Here is a 15,857-nt window from a genome sequence, read left to right on the forward strand (position 1 = left end):
CGCATGACGTGAAAAGATCAACCATGCGTCCGATGCAGCACTCCAGCAAACTCCAGAACGTCCGGTATGAGCTCCGTGGCCCCATCCTCCAGGCGGCCAAGGCCATGGAAGCCGAGGGACACCGCATCCTCAAGATGAACCTCGGGGATACAGCACCGTTCGGGCTGGAAGCGCCGGAATCCGTGGTGGTGGACATGATCCACCACATCCGGGGTGCGCAGGGCTACAGCGACTCGAAGGGCATCTTCTCCGCCCGGACCGCGATCTCGCAGTACTACCAGACCCGTGGGCTCATGAACATCGGCGTCGAGGACATCTTCATCGGAAACGGTGTCAGCGAGCTCATCTCCATGACCCTCCAGGCGTTCATGGAAAACGGCGACGAGATCCTGGTCCCCGCCCCGGACTACCCACTGTGGACGGCAACCGTAACGCTCACGGGCGGCAAGGCCGTGCACTACCTCTGCGACGAGGAGGAGAACTGGTGGCCGAACATGGCCGACGTCGAAGCCAAGATCACCCCGCGCACTCGCGGTATCGTCATCATCAACCCGAACAATCCCACCGGCGCCGTGTACCCGCGGCACATCCTGGACCAGTTCGCGGCCCTGGCACGCAAGCATGACCTCGTGCTGTTCTCGGACGAGATCTACGAGAAGATCCGCTACGTCGACGCTCCCCACATCCACACAGCCTCCATCGCGGACGATATCTGCGTGCTGACGTTCAGCGGGCTTTCCAAGGCCTACCGGATGCCTGGCTACCGCGCGGGGTGGGTTGCCGTGACGGGTCCCCTGGCCGCCACTGCCGCCTACCGGGAATCGCTGGAACTCCTGGCATCGCTGCGCCTTTGTTCCAACGTCCCGGCGCAGCACGCGATCCAAACCTGCCTGGGCGGGTACCAAAGCATCGAAGACCTCATCAAGCCCGGCGGCCGCCTGCGCGAACAAAGAGACCTCGCGTGGAAATTGCTGACCGAAATCCCCGGCGTGTCCTGTGTCCCGGCTGCCGGCGCCATGTACCTGTTCCCGCGACTGGACCCTGAGATCTACCCCATCGAGTCCGACGAGAAGTTCGTCCTCCAGCTCCTCCAGGAACAGAAGATCCTGGTCTCACACGGAACAGCCTTCAACTGGCCCACGCCTGACCACTTCCGGTTCGTGATCCTGCCGAACGTCCGGGACATCGAGGAAGCTGTTCGCCGGATCTCACACTTCCTTGCGGCGTACCGGAACCGCCCGGCGGACTGACCGGGCCCGCTACAGCACGTCCCCGCCCGTAACGGACTCCCGGAGCGTCCTCTTGGCGATCTTCCCGGTCGACGTCTTGGGAATCTCGGAAATGATGACCACACGTTCCGGAATCCACCACTTCGCTACCTTGCCCTCGAGGTGCGACTGGATGGATTCTGCTGTGAGAACGGCGTTCTGGCGGGGAGAAACGTAGGCCACCGGTCGCTCGCCCCACTTCTCGTCAGGCAAAGCGACGACGGCGGCCTCCCACACCTCGGGGTGGCTGAGGATGGCGTTCTCCAACTCCGTAGAGCCGATCCATTCTCCGCCGGACTTGATCAGATCCTTGAGGCGATCCACAACATGGACGCAGCCATCCGGATCGATGATCCCCACATCGCCCGTCTTCAGCCATCCATCGGAAGTAAAAACTTCCGATCCGTCCGATGCACCGAAGTATCCTCCGGCGACCGTGGCGCCGCACACCTGCAGCTCGCCCGTTTCCTTGCCGTCGTGTGGGGCAACCGTTCCGTCCGGCCGAACGACACGCAGCTTGACCAAGGGGCTGGGATGGCCCGGAGCGCACATCAGGGCCAGCGCCTTGTCTTCGGTTTCGTTCCTGGCCGCCTGCTCCCGTTTGGCCGGCGTCCGCGCTGACGTGAGCAGAGGACTTGCTTCCGTCATCCCCCAGGTTCCAACAAGCGGCACATTCAATTCCTTGAGATACTGACGGGCCAACTCAACGGGCAACGGACTGCCACCGTTGGCCAGTCGCCGCAGTTTGGACAGATCCCGCCCTTGCAGATGCGGCAACAGGCTCTTCCACACCGTGGTCACGGCAGCGGAGACCGTGACCTGTTCCTGTTCCATCAGTCCGGCCAGCTTTTCCGGCGCCGTGGCCCGGCCCGGCAGGACGAGGGAAGCCCCGCACATGGCCGCGGCATAGGGAAGTCCCCACGCGTTCGCATGAAACATGGGAACGATCGGCATCACCACGTCCCCCGCGCCGAGGGCGAAGACGTCAGCGAACAGCAGGGACATGGCATGCAGGATGATGGAGCGGTGATCGTACAGCACCCCCTTGGGGCGGCCTGTTGTTCCTGAGGTGTAGCAGAGTGCTGCGGCTGTTCGTTCGTCAGGGACGTCGAAAGACACGACGCCGGGGGCCTGCTCAAGGATCGAATCGTAGTCCAGGATGCGAGGGTCTTGGGGCACCGACGGCTTGTCACAGTCGTCCATGACCACGATGTGTCGAAGCGTGGGCAGGTTCTCTGCGATCGGCCACAGGACGTCGAGCAAGGAGCGGTCCACGAAGAGGACGTCGTCCGCGGCATCGTTGATGATGTACTGAATGTCGGCGGGCGCCAGGCGGTGGTTGATCGTATGGAGCACCCTGCCCGAACTGGGCACCGCGAGGTACAACTCAAAATGACGCTGGGTGTTCCACCCGAGGGTGGCAACCCGGGCCGATGCCGGTACGCCTAATGCGTCCAAGGCACCAGCCAGCTTCCTGATCCGCTGCGCCACTTCGCCATAGTTCGCAGACCGACGGTCATCGAATCCGGCCGTGACCACTGTTTTGTCGGCGAATGCTCCTTCGAGGCGGTCCACCAGCATGGGCGTGGCAAGGGGGTGGTCCTGCATCAGTCCGTGCATCGTGTCAGCCTTCCTGCCGTGAATCCATGAGCCCGTGGGATGACAAGGCCCTGCGTTCCCTGTCCGGATCGGCCGTCATCGCCGAGCCACGGTCCTCGCGCTTCAGCGCCCACGTGAGAACCGGGGTGAGGGCTACGGAGATCCCGGATGCGGCAATGATGATGAAGAAGCCGGTCGCCGGATCCCCCGTCGCCGTCTCGGCCACACCGAAGAGGTAGGGACCGACGAATCCTCCGATCAGCCCGATCGTATTGATGAACGCCAAGCCGGCAGCGGCCACAATCCCGGACATACGGGCCATGGCGATGGACCAGAACACCGGCAACGTACCGAAGATGAAGACGGCTCCGAGCGCGATGAGCACCACCCTGGCCACTGGGGGCTCAACGAGGACGTAGGCAACAGCTGTGGCGAGGGTACCCAGCGCCATGAAGCCGACCCAGGCAGCCTCTTTGTTCGATCGTCGGAAAAGCCTTGGGATGAGCAGGACGCCGATCGTCGCGCCGATCCCGACACTCCCGGAGATCAACCCGATCATGAACGGACTCTTCACGTGCATGGACTCAATGATCGCCGGGATGTTGAACACCAATCCAACGCTGCTTACCTGGTTCAGGAAGTAGACAAGGGCAATGATCACAATGAAAGGCCGGCCAAAGGCCCTGCGCAGGTTTCCCCGGATGCGGTGGTCCTGCTCGTTCGGCTTACCGGCATGACGGGACAGGCTGTCGGCTTCGTCCGCGGTCAACCAGCGAGCTTGCTGGGGTGTCGACGGCAACTTGAACCACACAACGACGCCAACGACCATCGTGAGCAGGCCCTCGATCATGAACATCCATTGCCAACCGTGCAGGCCGAACAGGGAGTCCAGTTCCATCAGGGCCCCGCCCGCAGGGCCGCCGATGATGAGGGCGATTGTCGGTGCGAGGTAGATGAATCCCATGACGCTGGCACGCTGGTTCTGCGCGAACCAGACAGTCACCATGTAAGCCAATGCAGGAAACAGTCCAGCCTCCGCGGCACCCAGGATGAACCGCAGGATGTAGAAGGATGCCTCTCCCTGCACGAACATCATGAGGGCGGAAATTGCACCCCAGGTCAACGCGATCCTGGTGATCCACGCCCGCGGCCCCACACGGTACATGATCAGGTTGCTCGGAACTTCGAGGAACGCGTAGCTGATGAAGAAGATACCCGCCCCTAACCTGTAGGCGGCGGCGCTTAGTCCTATATCTGCCTCAAGGTGGGTTTTGGCCAGGGAAACGTTGGTCCTGTCAACGTAGGACATGAAGTACACAACGCAAAGCAGTGGAATCAGCTTCAACATTGCCTTGCGGGTAGCTCGTGCGTGAACGACGTCGGTACGCAGAGATGGTTCGGTCATGGTGCCTTGATCCTCGCTCGGAGTGGTCTTGGTTGTGCCTTGAAAGGGTGGGAGGTCAGCAGATCTCGAACAGACCGGCGGCTCCCATTCCGCCGCCGACGCACATGGTCACGACGGCGTAGCGCGCGCCTCTGCGGCGACCCTCCAGGAGGGCATGGCCCACCATCCGGGCACCGGTCATTCCGTAGGGGTGGCCGATGGAGATGGCTCCTCCGTTGACGTTCATCCGGTCGGGGTCAATCCCCAACCGGTCCCGGCAATAGAGGGCCTGCGAGGCGAACGCCTCATTGAGTTCCCACAGGTCTATGTCCCCTACCCGCAGCCCCTGTTCCCGGAGGAGCTTGGGGATCGCGAAGACCGGCCCGATGCCCATTTCACCAGGCTCGCAGCCGGCCACCGCCATGCCACGGTAGATGCCGAGAGGTTCAATCCCGCGGCTGCGCGCGGCGCCGGCCTCCATAAGGACCAAGGCTGCAGCGCCGTCGGAAAGCTGGGAGGCGTTCCCGGCCGTGACCGTCGACGAGCGGGATGCCTGGCCATCGGCAAGCACCGGGCGCAGGGATGCCAGTCCCTCCTTGGTGGTGGAGGGACGGTTGCCCTCGTCGCGGGCCAAGGTGATGCCCTCCCCCACGTCACCGCCCTGCCCGGCTGCCGAAACAGTGAACGGAACGATTTCGTCGTCGAAAAGGCCGGAGGCTTGCGCGATTGCAGTCCGTTGCTGGGACAGCAGGGCGAACCCGTCTTGCGCGTCCCGGCCGATCCCGTAGCGCTCAGCGACGATTTCCGCCGTCTCAAGCATGGACAGATACATGGACGGGCGACGCTCCAGCAACCACGGATCCTGGGCGAGGTATCGGTTCTGGTGCTCGTTCTGGACCAGCGAAATGGACTCAACGCCGCCCCCAACCGCAATGGACATACCGTCCGCAACGATCTGCTTGGCCGCTGTTGCCACTGCCATCAGACCCGAGGCGCACTGCCTGTCGATGGTCATGGCCGGTACGGAATCGGGGAGCCCGGCACGGAGCACGGATTGCCGGGCAACGTTGAATCCCGTGCTGCCTTCCTGCATGGCGCACCCGAGAACGACGTCCTCGACCTCCTCGGGTTCCACGCCTGCACGCTCGACGGCGGCTGCAATGGCGTGGGCGGCCAGCGCGGGACCGGTAGTGGAAGCCAGCGTTCCCTTGTACGCACGGCCAATGGGCGTTCTCGCCGTCGAAACGACTACTGCTTCCCTCACAGCATTGCCTCAGCATCAGCGTCACGCCGGGCGATTGCGATGTAGCGGCGCGTCTGTTCAAAAGCGCTTTGGGTGACTACGGAAGCGGACATGTCGCTCACCCGTGACCATTCAAGGGCAATCTGTTCGGGGGTCCGCAGGCCCTCCGGCAGGTAGACACCGCCCGATTCCTCCATCCGTGCAACGGCGAACACTCCCGCGCCCGCCGCGAGGATGGTCTTGGTCGGAGCCTCGGGGGAGACCATGAACACTGCTCCGGGAGCCACGGCTTCAGGCGCCAACAGTGCAAGCTCATGGGGTTCAAGCAGGTCTTCGGTCATTTGCGTCGCCGCGGTGGGGGCGAGGGAGTTGACCCGGATGCCTTTCTTCTCCCCCTCGATCGCCAGAACATTCATCAACCCAACAACGGCTGATTTGGCCGCGCCGTAGTTGGCCTGCCCGAAATTGCCATAAATACCGGAAGCCGATGTGGTCATGAGGATCCGCCCGTACCCCTGCTCGACCATGTGCCGCCAGACGGCGTGGGAGCAGTTCACCGACCCCATCAGATGGACATCCATTACTGTGCGGAATGCCTGGAGGTCCGACTTCGCGAAGGACTTGTCCCGCAGGATGCCTGCGTTGTTGATGAGGATGTCCACGCGCCCCCACGCGTCGATGACCTGGGCAACCATCCCGGCGACAGCCTTTTCGTCCGAGACGTCGCACAGTGCCACCATGGCCTCGCCGCCTGCATCCTGGATCTCCTGCGCAACCCCGGCGGCAGCGGACTGGCTGGCGGGGTCACCTGCCGGCCCGCCGACGTCGTTAATGGCAACCTTGACCCCCCGCTCCGCCAAGGCCAATGCGTGTGCCCGCCCCAGCCCAGCACCAGCTCCGGTGATGATCGCCACTTGCCCGCGGAAGTCGATGCCCACAGATGTCTCCTTCGTAGTCCAACATACTACTCAGTATTATGTTGTGGAGATCACAGCAGCGTCAAGGGACCGAGGAGAAGCGATGGCATGATGTTTGGGACCAACGCGTGATGGAGGATAAGTGACCAGTACTGCCGACACCGACCCCGGCATCAGGGCGCGAGTCCTGGATGCGGCCGCTTCGGCGTTCGCACGCAGGGGATTCGCGAAGACGACGATCGACGACATCGCCATGGCGGTAGGGGCCACCAAAGGCCTGGTCTACTATCACTTCCGGTCGAAGTTCGACATCTTCCTGGCGGCGTACGAGCTCGGCATGCACAAGGTGAAGGCAGTCGTGGAACCCTTGGCCGATTCACCCGGATCCGGGCTTGAGCGGCTCAAGCGCATGGCGACCGCCCACGTGATCAACCTGATGGAGGACGTGGACTACCACCACGTGGTGCATCAAGGGGTGCGGGACCAGTCTTCGGAGTCGCTCACAGTGGGTCAGCGTGAAGCCCTGGTGAACCTCAACCAGCTCAGGAAAGACTACGAGCTCCTATTCCGTCGCGTGGTGGAAGAAGGCGTCACCGACGGATCGCTCCGTAAGCTCGATCCACCCCTTGCCACGCGTGTTCTGCTGAGCAGCCTCAACGCCGTCGATGTCTGGTACCGCGAGCAGGAGAAACAGCACGCGGAGGGCATCCGTGCCCTGGCCGGGGACGTGGTTGACCTCATCCTCGGTGGAGTCGCCGCCCCCTGACGCGACCGCCAGGTGCAGAACTCACCGGGACTAAAGCGCCGGGTCGATCATGGTCATGCCCGCAACCGTCGCTGTATCAAAGGTGGGCAGCAACTCTGCGGCTTCCTCAAGCCCGATGGTCCGCTCGATCAGCAATTGCGGCTGCAGCGCACCCTGTTCGATGAGCGCCATCATGCCCGGATAGTCGACGGCGGCCATTCCGTGGCTCCCCAGGAGGTCCAGTTCCCAGCCGATCACGCGGGACATGGGCACCTGGGGGTTGCCGTCGATGGAGGGCAACAAGCCGATTTGGACGTGCCGCCCACGCCTGCGGAGGCTCAGGATCGCGTCGGCGCAGGTCTGTTCACTTCCGACGGCGTCAATCGCCACATGGCTGCCACCGTCGGTCAGGCGGTTGACGGCTTCCGGAATGTCCGAGCCATCCGCAAGCACGGTGTGTTCAGCGCCGAGGCGGGCAGCAACGGCCAACGCCTCGGGATTCCTGTCCACGGCAACAACGCGGGCACCCATGGCCTTGCCGATCATCACAGCGCTCAACCCAACACCCCCCACGCCCACAACAGTCACCCATTCCCCTGCATGGACCTGTGCCCGGGCAGCGAGTGCGCGGTACGCGGTGGCAAAGCGGCAGCCGAGGCTTGCCGCCGTCGTGAATTCCACGTTGTCCGGAAGGGCAACCAGGTTGCTGTCGGCGGCGTGCAGGGCCACGTACTCGGCGAACGAACCCCAATGGGTGAAGCCGGGCTGCTCCTGGGCGGGGCACACTTGGGCATCGCCGGCAAGGCACCATTCGCATTTTCCGCAACCGCACACGAAGGGAACGGTCACACGGTCGCCCACCTTCCAGTTCCGCACGCCATGCCCGACGGCGGCAATCACCCCGGCGAGCTCGTGGCCGGGGACGTGGGGCAGGGCGATGTCGTCATGTCCGGCCCAAGCATGCCAGTCGCTGCGGCACATGCCTGTGGCAAGAACCTGCACCACTACTCCGCCCACCGGTGCTTCGGGAACCGGAACGTCCCTTACCTCGGGCTGGCCACGGACTTCGTCAAAGATCACTGCTCGCACGTCCTCGACTCTACAAGGTGTCACACTTCCGGACTCCCGTCCGACATACCTGCTGTAAGGCACCACTTCGAAGAAGGAGACGCAATGCCACGCATCAACATGGGCCGCAGCAACAAGCTCGGTTACGCCGCAGTCATCGGTTTGGAAGGCTACGCCCGCAAGTCGGTGGACCCCGAACTTTACGAACTCATCAAGCTCCGCGCTTCCATCCTCAACGGCTGCGGTTTCTGCGTTGACATGCACGCAACCGAGGGCGCCAAGCGCGGCATCCCGTCCCGCAAACTTCATGCCGTTGCCGCTTGGCAGCACTCGAAGGTGTTCTTCGACGCCCGGGAGCAAGCCGTGCTGGCACTGACGGATGCCGTCACGCAGCTCGGACCGGACACTGTCACCGACGAGATCTGGAACGCTGCCGCAACCCACTTCGACGACGGCCAAATGGGCGCCCTGATCCTGGCCATCTCCACGATCAATGTCTGGAACCGGATTGCCGTGAGCACACAAATGGAACCGCCGGTGGATGAGAAGAACCCGGTTGCCTGAGGGGTAGCGTGGTGGGCATGACTCTTGCGGTGTCAGCAACGGCGGCGTGGCAAAGCGAACGGAACCGGCTACTGGGCATCGCGTACCGGATGCTCGGTGACTTTGGCCATGCCGAGGACGTGGTTTCTGAAGTGGCCATTGACGCCGTCCGGCAGGAGAGGCGTTCCGGCGTGGACTCGTGGCCGGCCTGGTTGACCACGGTGTGTGTCCGCCGGTCCGTGGACAGGGTTCGCCAACTCGCGGCGCTGAGGGAGGACTACACCGGGCCTTGGCTGCCCGAACCGGTGGACACATCCCTGCTGCCCGAGGAGACACTGGCCAACCGAGAGCTCCTGTCCCTGACCTTGCTGCATCTTGCCGAGCAACTGGCTCCCGAGGCGCGGGCGGCCCTGGTGCTGCACCGTGCCTTCGGGATGTCGGCGCCGGAAATCGCCGAGATCCTCGAGAAGACCCCGGCTGCGGTCCGGCAGATGATTTCGCGCTCCGAACGCCGATTGGACATCGATCCGGACGCGCCGGCCCCTCGGGCCAAGGACCGTGCGGCCTTGGAGAAGCTGGTGCGTGCGATTGAGAACGGTGAGATCGAGACAGTCGTGGCCATGTTGGACCGGGATGCTGTTCTGTGGGCAGACGGCGGGGGCAAGGTCAAGAGCGCCATGAACCCGTTGTTCGGCGCCGCCAGGATCGCCCGTTTCTTCGCCAGCATCTTCGGCAAGGCTGCCGCCGTGCACCCTGTTACCGCGGACCTCATCAACGTCAACGGCGGACCGGCGGTGGTGCTCAGGCATTCAGGCAGGGCCGACGTCTTGGTGCTCGACGGCGCCCCTGACGGCAGCATCCGCGGGTTGCGGCAGATCTCCAATCCGGACAAGTTGACGCGGGTCTCGCTCTGAGTTGGCCGCGAAACCGCGGGAAAGCTGCCCGCTCGCAGGGAAGCTTCCGTGCGAACAGGCAGGCTTCCCGCGAACTCGTCGGGTAGGCGGGAACTAATCCCCCGCCGAGCCACTGACCCGCAGTGCATTGATGATCGCCGGGATGGACCCGATCAGCATGATCAGCGCCCACACCAGCGCCACCACCACAGTCACCACAGCCCAGAACTGGTCCCCGATGGACACCAGCGGTCCCGGCAGGAATCCGTGAATCGCGCCGAGGATCACTTGGAGCAGCACGGAGACCACCAGGAGCACCACCAGCCCCGTGACTTTGAGGAACTTCGGCTGGCTCAGGATCAGCAGCACCGCGAACACAATCTTCAGCAGCAGCAACAACCCAAGGATCGCCGCGGCCTGCCCTTTCGGAAAGCTCCCCCACAATGCCAAGTACGCCAGAGTCCCGAACGGCGTGGCGACGAACAGCCCGATCATCAGGAACAGCTTGGCCAACGCGAGCATGGCCGTCAGGAACGCCGCGATCACCCACAGCAGGGTCACGATCAGCGTCGCAATCCCCTGCACCCGTCCGTACGTCCGCAGGTCCATCATGAGGCTGAGCCCCAGCATCACCACCGTGAACAGCAACAATCCATCCAGGAACGCCAGAAAGCCGATGCCCGCACCCGGAGGATCGGCATCGGCTTTCTGCGTCTTGAGGAATACATCAAGCGGAACGCCCAGTTTGTTGGCATCTCCGGCGGACACAGGCTCGACGGCGGTTTGGCCGAGTACCAGCGACATGCCCACCTCCACCAGGACTACCAGGGCGAAGACGACGACGGCCGCTATGAAGAAGGGACGACGCAGGGCATCGGAATCCGGCCCGCTGCGGAACCCTTCACGAATTGACCACGCTGCGGCCATGCGTCAATTGTGGCACCGGGGGTTTCAAATACAAGCGCCCTGCCACCAACGCCGTCACTCCCAGACCGGCCGGGACCAGCAGTGCCCAGCCGCTGAACACGAGCACCACCAGCATCACCACCGCCGCCACGATCACCCCGTACCACGCCGGAGTTCCCCGGCGGAGCAGGACCACCCCGGCCGCCAAGCCAAAGGCCGTCACAGCGGTGAAGCATGCCGAGGCCGCTCCGATCTGGAACTCCATGCTCAGCAGCCCGGTCGCAGCCAGAACAAAGGAGATTGACGCCAACACTCCCAGGACTCCGAGGCTCACCGAGGGGACCTCCCCCGGCCCGGCGCCACGCGCCAATGCCCGCGGCAGCACGCCGTCGGACGCCAAGCGGGCCCCGAGCTTGCTGGCACCGGCAACAAAAGTGTTCAGCGGCCCAAACGTCAGAACCGCCGCAGCCACGGCGGTCACTGGAGCGGCCGCCGGCCCGAGCCCCTTGGCCAGCAATTCGGCGACCGGGACGTTGCTTCCCGCGAGGCCGGAACCAAGGACTGCCACGCACGCCGCCACCAGGCCGATGTAGATCACGCCGACGACCACGAGCGTCAGCCACGTTGCCCGCTTCAGGTCGCGCTCGGGGTTGCGGAACTCCCCGGCCAAGTGCGTCACGGCCTCCCACCCTGCGAAGCAGAAGAACAGCAGGCTCGCCGCGCCTCCCACTGCCCAATAGCCGTGTGGGGCAAACGGCGTGAAGTTCTCAGCCTTGGCGTACGGAGCCGCAACCCCGACGGCCAAGGCCAGGAGCGCCACCAGCAGGACCATCAGCCCCAGCTGCAGCTTGCTTGAGACACGGATCCCCACCGCGTTGCTCAGGAAACCTGCCGCAAGTATCAGCCCCGCCGCAATCAGCGCCGTCTCCCGTCCGCCGCCCAGCGCGTGGGCGATGTAGTCCCCGCCGATCACGGCCGTCGCGGGCGCCCCGAACGGAATGGCGAAGTAGAAGAGGTAGCCAGCCACCACTGAGGCCCGCCTTCCGAAGGCGCGGGTCACGAACGTCGCGATCCCACCGGCGTCGGGCTGTTGCCGGGACATTTCGGCGAAGCTGAAGGCCACCGGTGTACAGAACACGAGCAAGAGCGCCCATGCCAATAACGACGCCGGACCGGCCACCTGCGCGGCGATTGCCGGGAGGACCAGCACTCCCGAACCCAGGATGGCGCCTACATATATGCCGGTCGCCCTGAACAACCCAAGGCCCGAACTACTGACAGCTTTGCTCACCTACATACTGAACACTGTTCGGAGTAGGGCCAACAAGCGGGGAAACTGCCTTCCAGCAGCAATATTCTGCCGAACTTCCGGTCCTTCGTCAGTTCGCCGCAGCCGCGCGACGCCGGAGCCGGGCTACCAGCGTGGCGGCGAGCAACGCCGTCGTGATTTCCAAGCCGATCACCAGCAGCAGTTGCGCTGCCCCACTTGTGTCAACAGCGCCCGACGCCGGCCTGCCGCCGTGCGCGTGTCCCGCACCACCCGCGCCGAGCAGCAGGACAGCGTGCAGGGCGACCATGGCAAGGGCCGAGCCGGTGACCTGGTGGAGCGCGCCGACGGGGCTGTGGCGCCAAATGTGTCCGGTGCAGGGGACGCACACCGCCGCGAGGGCAATCATCAGCGCACCGATCCAGGCTTCGTGGTGGCCGGAGGCGGCGAGCCAGATGTGAGTCACGCAGGAGACGGCCGTCAGGGCCGCGCAGATCCGGGGATGGAGGACGGGTCCGTTGGCGCGGACCCGCCCTGCAATGATCGCCACGGCTAGTGGCAGTGCCCGGCGTCAGACCCGGTTTCCGAGGCGGCGGCGTGGCAGTTCGGTCCGGAGGTATTTGCTGGCACGTCCAGCACCGGGCTCCGGTCGAAGAATCCTTCGGGACGCAGTTTGAAGCCGACCGTATCCACGGGCATGATCGGCCAGTCCTCCACGCGCGGGAAGTGGGTCAGGCCGAAGGTGTGCCACAGGACGATGTCCTGGCCGTCGATGTCACGGTCCTGGGCCACGTAGGCCGGGAGTCCCGCGCCGCCGGAATGCTGGTTCACGAAGTCGCCGGTGGGGTACCGCTCGTCGTCCGCGTAGCGGGTGACCCAGACATCCTTGGTGGCGAAGGCTGCGCGTTTCGCGATGGAGGAGCCTGGGTCGGCCAGGAGCGTGGGCTGGTTCTCGGCGTGGAGCTTGTAGCCGACGGGTTCGCCCAGGCGGTTCTTCGACTCCGGGTTGGAGATGATCCAGGTCCGTCCAACCTTCGCGTCGGCTTCGCGGGTACCTTCGGACTCCCTGGTCAGGACAGTGCGCTTCCGGGAGAACGCGTTGCCGCGCTCGTTGCCCGGACCCATGGCCTGACGGAACACGTCCTCTTCTTCGACCCGGTTGGTGAAGCCATCGATGGCCATGTCCAGGCGGGCGCTGAACAGGTGCTGATGGAAGGGTGCCCCCAAGCCCGGAGCCAGTTGGGAGATGTTGTCCGAGCCGCCTTCCGGGAACGCGGAGGTAAAGACGATGCCGGTCGCCTTGGCTTCGAACTCGATGGTGCCGTCCAGGTAGAGGTACCAGTAGAAGCCGTAGTCGTAGTTGCCGATGGTGGTGAAGAAGGAGATCACCAAGCGGCGGTTGCGGCGGGTGTAGTTGATGCCCGTCCACAGGTCCGAGTGTTTGGAGAGGATGCCCCAGTCTTCCTCGTGCATGCAGATGCCGTTGCGGATCTCCCGGGGGTTGCCGAATGCGTCGCTGATCACGGGGCTGAGGTAGGTGATGTCCCCTAGGCAGTCGCAGCCAAGTTCCAGGGAGTTGGCGTACTGGCCCACGAGGTATTCGCCGGTATCGAAGTAGTTCTGCCACGACCGGATCGGCGAGGGATCACCGTAGGGGACCACCATTTCGGCGATCGAGGCCCGGTTAATGATGGGCCGCTTCTTGCCCCCATCCTGGAAGGCCAGGTTGTGGAGGACGACTCCTTCGCGGACATCGAAGCCGACATCCACACTCCACTTCTCCCACTCGACGTGGTTGCCGCCGGTAACACTGAAACTCGGGCCTTCGGGCTGGGTGATGCTGATGGGCTTCTGGGTTTCGCGGAGCGGCCCCGTCAGCTCGGGGTCGGTGTAGTTTCCGTGCTCGGCGGGGATCGGCATGACGCCAAGGTCGATGACCTGGGTGACTTCCTTGTTCACCACGTCCACGTAGGCCACCAGGCCGTCGACCGGGTGGGCCCAGGCGCTGTCTTCCGGGAAGTCCTGGACAAACGCCAGCCCACGGAGGATCCGGCGTCCGCGCTCTTCCTCGTACTCAAAGACCCCGGCGGAAAGCGGTGCTACGCGGACCTTTTCCACGGCCAAGTTCCGCGCAGCCAGGGCGGCGAGCCAGCGCTCATCGGTCGCCAGTAGCGTCTCGACTACCTCGAACTCTTCCTCGAGGACCGGCAGCTCGCCGGAGACCTTGGTATCAAGCTCGACGGCGGACAGGATCTCGCCGCGGGTGGCGGAAACGAGTACGTCCTTGGGGGCGCCTCCGGAAATGTCGTGGATGAACACCCGGAACCTGCGGTCTACCTCGGCGGAGGTGTTGCGGGACGGATCCACCAGGCCGAGGTAAGCGATCCGCTTGGCGTCCCCGAGGTGTCCGGAGGCCTGCAGGATGCCTTGCACCGTGGTGATCTCTTCAGCGGTGGCAAGGCCGTATTGGGCGGAAACATCAGTTGCTGTGGGCGTCATGGTTGCCTCTTGTCCGGGATCGTGGAGGGTCGGGGTTTATTTTCTATTGCTGTAGAGAATAACCAAAACGTAAGATGGGTCACAAGACCTGTCCGCCGATTATTTTCCGGGAGCCCCCTCCGTGCCAAAGATTGTCGATCACGATCAGCGACGCCTCGAACTGGTGGACGCAACCTGGCGGATCATCGCGCGGCTTGGCATGGAGGGCGCAACCATGCGCGAAATTGCCGAGGAAGCCGGCTTTGCCAACGGCGCCCTCAAGCCCTACTTCCCCACCAAGGACCTCCTGCTCACGTCCGCGTTCGGGCACGTGTTCAACCGGACCAACCAGCGCATCGCGCTCGTGACGGAGGGGCTCTCGGGACTCGCCGCACTGCGGGCCTTCTGTACCGAGGTACTCCCGCTGGACGAGGAACGCGTCAATGAAGCCCGGATCGTGATCCCGTTCTGGCAAAAAGCACTCAACGATGCCGACATGGCGGCCCTTCACAGCGAATCCATGAGCCAATGGCACACCACCATTACCGCCCACACGGCAGCAGCCCGGGCGGCCGGCGAGATCGCTACCCCACTGGCGGATGCCGCCGTCGCCGATCACTTGCTCAACATGATGCTGGGCGCCCAAATCGTGGCAGCACTATCGCCGGCAGAGCATTTTTCGCAGGACCTTGAAGGCCAGCTGGACAACTATCTGGCGCTGCTGGCCGGGTGAGGCAACGGCGGCCCATGCGCTCGATTACACATTCCTAGCGGAAGCGCTATGAATGTGTAATTTCCACAAGCTGCACCGAGAGGCATTACATATTCATAGCGATACCGCTACCATTATGAAATGGCGCTAAGCATCCCCGAATTGGCCAGCCGCCTCCATGTGAACGAGAGCCGAGCACGCCATCTCGTCAATTCCGGACGCATACGCGGGCAACGGGTCGGTGGACGCTGGATAGTTGAGGAAGCCGACGCCGCGCAATACCGCCCGGGGAGACCTGCGGGCCGCCCGCTTTCCGAGCGAAGCGCCTGGTTGCTCATGTCCTCATTGTGGGACGAAGGCCCGCGCTCTGTCCTTGCATACTCCGGGCTCTCACCCATCGAAAGGCATCGCCTCAACGAACGGATCAGGCGGCTCCAGGACTCTCTCGATCCCCAGTACCTCCTCGCTGCATGGCTCGCCAATCGCGCAGAAAAGTTCGAGTTCACCTCCAACCCGGCAGATATAGCCGAGCTTCGTGAAGACAAACGAGTCCACCCCTCCGGGGTTTCACACCCCCGGTCCGGTCTGCTGGCAAACTCAGAGTTGGAGGCCTACGTGCGACGCGACCAACTAGAGAGCGTCGTCAAGGACTGGTTCCTGGTTGAACCGGCCTCCGGCAAGAGACCCAATGTCATTCTTAGGGCAGCTGATCAAATCCCTGACGAACTTCCACCACTTGCTGTGGCGGCAGACCTTGCAGAGCGGCCCGGCGTCCGCGAACAACAGGCCGCACGCGAAATCCTTGGGAGCATTCATGCCCATTGAGCTCCCGGC

At 63.9% G+C, this 15,857-nt stretch carries 15 protein-coding genes; 6 read left to right on the plus strand and 9 right to left on the minus strand.

Annotation, left to right across the window (positions count from 1 at the left end; genetic code table 11):
* Positions 1 to 23 precede the first annotated feature (23 nt).
* Positions 24 to 1,250 (plus strand): pyridoxal phosphate-dependent aminotransferase, encoded by a 1,227-nt coding sequence (locus ACIPY2_RS17590; protein WP_400267685.1) that lies wholly within the window; start codon positions 24 to 26, stop codon positions 1,248 to 1,250.
* A 9-nt stretch (positions 1,251 to 1,259) separates the two neighbouring features.
* Here ACIPY2_RS17590 and ACIPY2_RS17595 read toward each other — a convergent pair whose 3' ends face one another.
* The 4 genes from ACIPY2_RS17595 to ACIPY2_RS17610 are packed head-to-tail and all read right to left on the minus strand — an operon-like array spanning position 1,260 to position 6,432.
* A complete protein-coding gene (locus tag ACIPY2_RS17595) occupies positions 1,260 to 2,888 on the minus strand; it encodes a long-chain fatty acid--CoA ligase (RefSeq protein WP_400267686.1) in 1,629 nt (542 codons plus the stop codon).
* Between the two features lie 4 nt (positions 2,889 to 2,892).
* On the minus strand, positions 2,893 to 4,272 hold the full coding sequence (locus ACIPY2_RS17600; RefSeq protein ID WP_400267687.1) for an MFS transporter: 1,380 nt from the start codon (positions 4,270 to 4,272) through the stop codon (positions 2,893 to 2,895).
* A gap of 55 nt (positions 4,273 to 4,327) precedes the next feature.
* Complete coding sequence (locus tag ACIPY2_RS17605; protein WP_400267688.1) at positions 4,328 to 5,515, minus strand: acetyl-CoA C-acyltransferase; 1,188 nt, start codon at positions 5,513 to 5,515, stop codon at positions 4,328 to 4,330.
* The gene (locus ACIPY2_RS17610; RefSeq protein ID WP_400267689.1) at positions 5,512 to 6,432 is read right to left on the minus strand and encodes an SDR family NAD(P)-dependent oxidoreductase; all 921 of its coding nucleotides are present in this window, start codon (positions 6,430 to 6,432) and stop codon (positions 5,512 to 5,514) included. The genes ACIPY2_RS17605 and ACIPY2_RS17610 overlap by 4 nt, the downstream gene beginning before the upstream one ends.
* A gap of 121 nt (positions 6,433 to 6,553) precedes the next feature.
* Here ACIPY2_RS17610 and ACIPY2_RS17615 point away from each other — a divergent pair, with 121 nt between their 5' ends.
* Positions 6,554 to 7,177, plus strand: a complete 624-nt coding sequence (locus ACIPY2_RS17615) for a TetR/AcrR family transcriptional regulator (RefSeq protein ID WP_400267690.1) — start codon at positions 6,554 to 6,556, stop codon at positions 7,175 to 7,177.
* A gap of 30 nt (positions 7,178 to 7,207) precedes the next feature.
* On the opposite strand, the gene ACIPY2_RS17620 is transcribed toward ACIPY2_RS17615, so the two are convergent.
* A complete protein-coding gene (locus ACIPY2_RS17620) occupies positions 7,208 to 8,245 on the minus strand; it encodes a zinc-dependent alcohol dehydrogenase family protein (RefSeq protein WP_400267691.1) in 1,038 nt (345 codons plus the stop codon).
* Positions 8,246 to 8,329: 84 nt separating this feature from the next.
* Between ACIPY2_RS17620 and ACIPY2_RS17625 the strand changes: the two genes are divergently transcribed.
* Complete coding sequence (locus ACIPY2_RS17625; RefSeq protein ID WP_400267692.1) at positions 8,330 to 8,788, plus strand: carboxymuconolactone decarboxylase family protein; 459 nt, start codon at positions 8,330 to 8,332, stop codon at positions 8,786 to 8,788.
* A gap of 17 nt (positions 8,789 to 8,805) precedes the next feature.
* A complete protein-coding gene (locus ACIPY2_RS17630) occupies positions 8,806 to 9,681 on the plus strand; it encodes a sigma-70 family RNA polymerase sigma factor (RefSeq protein ID WP_400267693.1) in 876 nt (291 codons plus the stop codon).
* A gap of 93 nt (positions 9,682 to 9,774) precedes the next feature.
* Here the strand turns inward: ACIPY2_RS17630 and ACIPY2_RS17635 are convergent, their stop codons facing one another.
* The 4 genes from ACIPY2_RS17635 to ACIPY2_RS17650 form a co-directional block, all read right to left on the minus strand.
* A complete protein-coding gene (locus ACIPY2_RS17635) occupies positions 9,775 to 10,587 on the minus strand; it encodes a hypothetical protein (protein ID WP_400267694.1) in 813 nt (270 codons plus the stop codon).
* Complete coding sequence (locus tag ACIPY2_RS17640; RefSeq protein ID WP_400267695.1) at positions 10,562 to 11,857, minus strand: APC family permease; 1,296 nt, start codon at positions 11,855 to 11,857, stop codon at positions 10,562 to 10,564. Before ACIPY2_RS17640 ends, ACIPY2_RS17635 begins: the two co-directional genes overlap by 26 nt.
* An 88-nt stretch (positions 11,858 to 11,945) precedes the next feature.
* Positions 11,946 to 12,383 carry a hypothetical protein gene (locus ACIPY2_RS17645; RefSeq protein ID WP_400267696.1) on the minus strand — a complete coding sequence of 146 codons (438 nt, stop codon included), beginning with the start codon at positions 12,381 to 12,383 and terminating at the stop codon, positions 11,946 to 11,948.
* A gap of 2 nt (positions 12,384 to 12,385) precedes the next feature.
* Positions 12,386 to 14,332 (minus strand): primary-amine oxidase, encoded by a 1,947-nt coding sequence (locus ACIPY2_RS17650; RefSeq protein ID WP_400267697.1) that lies wholly within the window; start codon positions 14,330 to 14,332, stop codon positions 12,386 to 12,388.
* A gap of 121 nt (positions 14,333 to 14,453) precedes the next feature.
* Here ACIPY2_RS17650 and ACIPY2_RS17655 point away from each other — a divergent pair, with 121 nt between their 5' ends.
* Together ACIPY2_RS17655 and ACIPY2_RS17660 are read left to right on the plus strand one after the other, a co-directional pair.
* On the plus strand, positions 14,454 to 15,044 hold the full coding sequence (locus ACIPY2_RS17655) for a TetR/AcrR family transcriptional regulator (protein ID WP_400267698.1): 591 nt from the start codon (positions 14,454 to 14,456) through the stop codon (positions 15,042 to 15,044).
* A gap of 120 nt (positions 15,045 to 15,164) precedes the next feature.
* Positions 15,165 to 15,848, plus strand: a complete 684-nt coding sequence (locus ACIPY2_RS17660; RefSeq protein WP_400267699.1) for a helix-turn-helix domain-containing protein — start codon at positions 15,165 to 15,167, stop codon at positions 15,846 to 15,848.
* Positions 15,849 to 15,857: the final 9 nt, after the last annotated feature.

This window comes from Paenarthrobacter sp. NPDC089675 (genome assembly GCF_044749185.1).
Classification (GTDB): domain Bacteria; phylum Actinomycetota; class Actinomycetes; order Actinomycetales; family Micrococcaceae; genus Arthrobacter.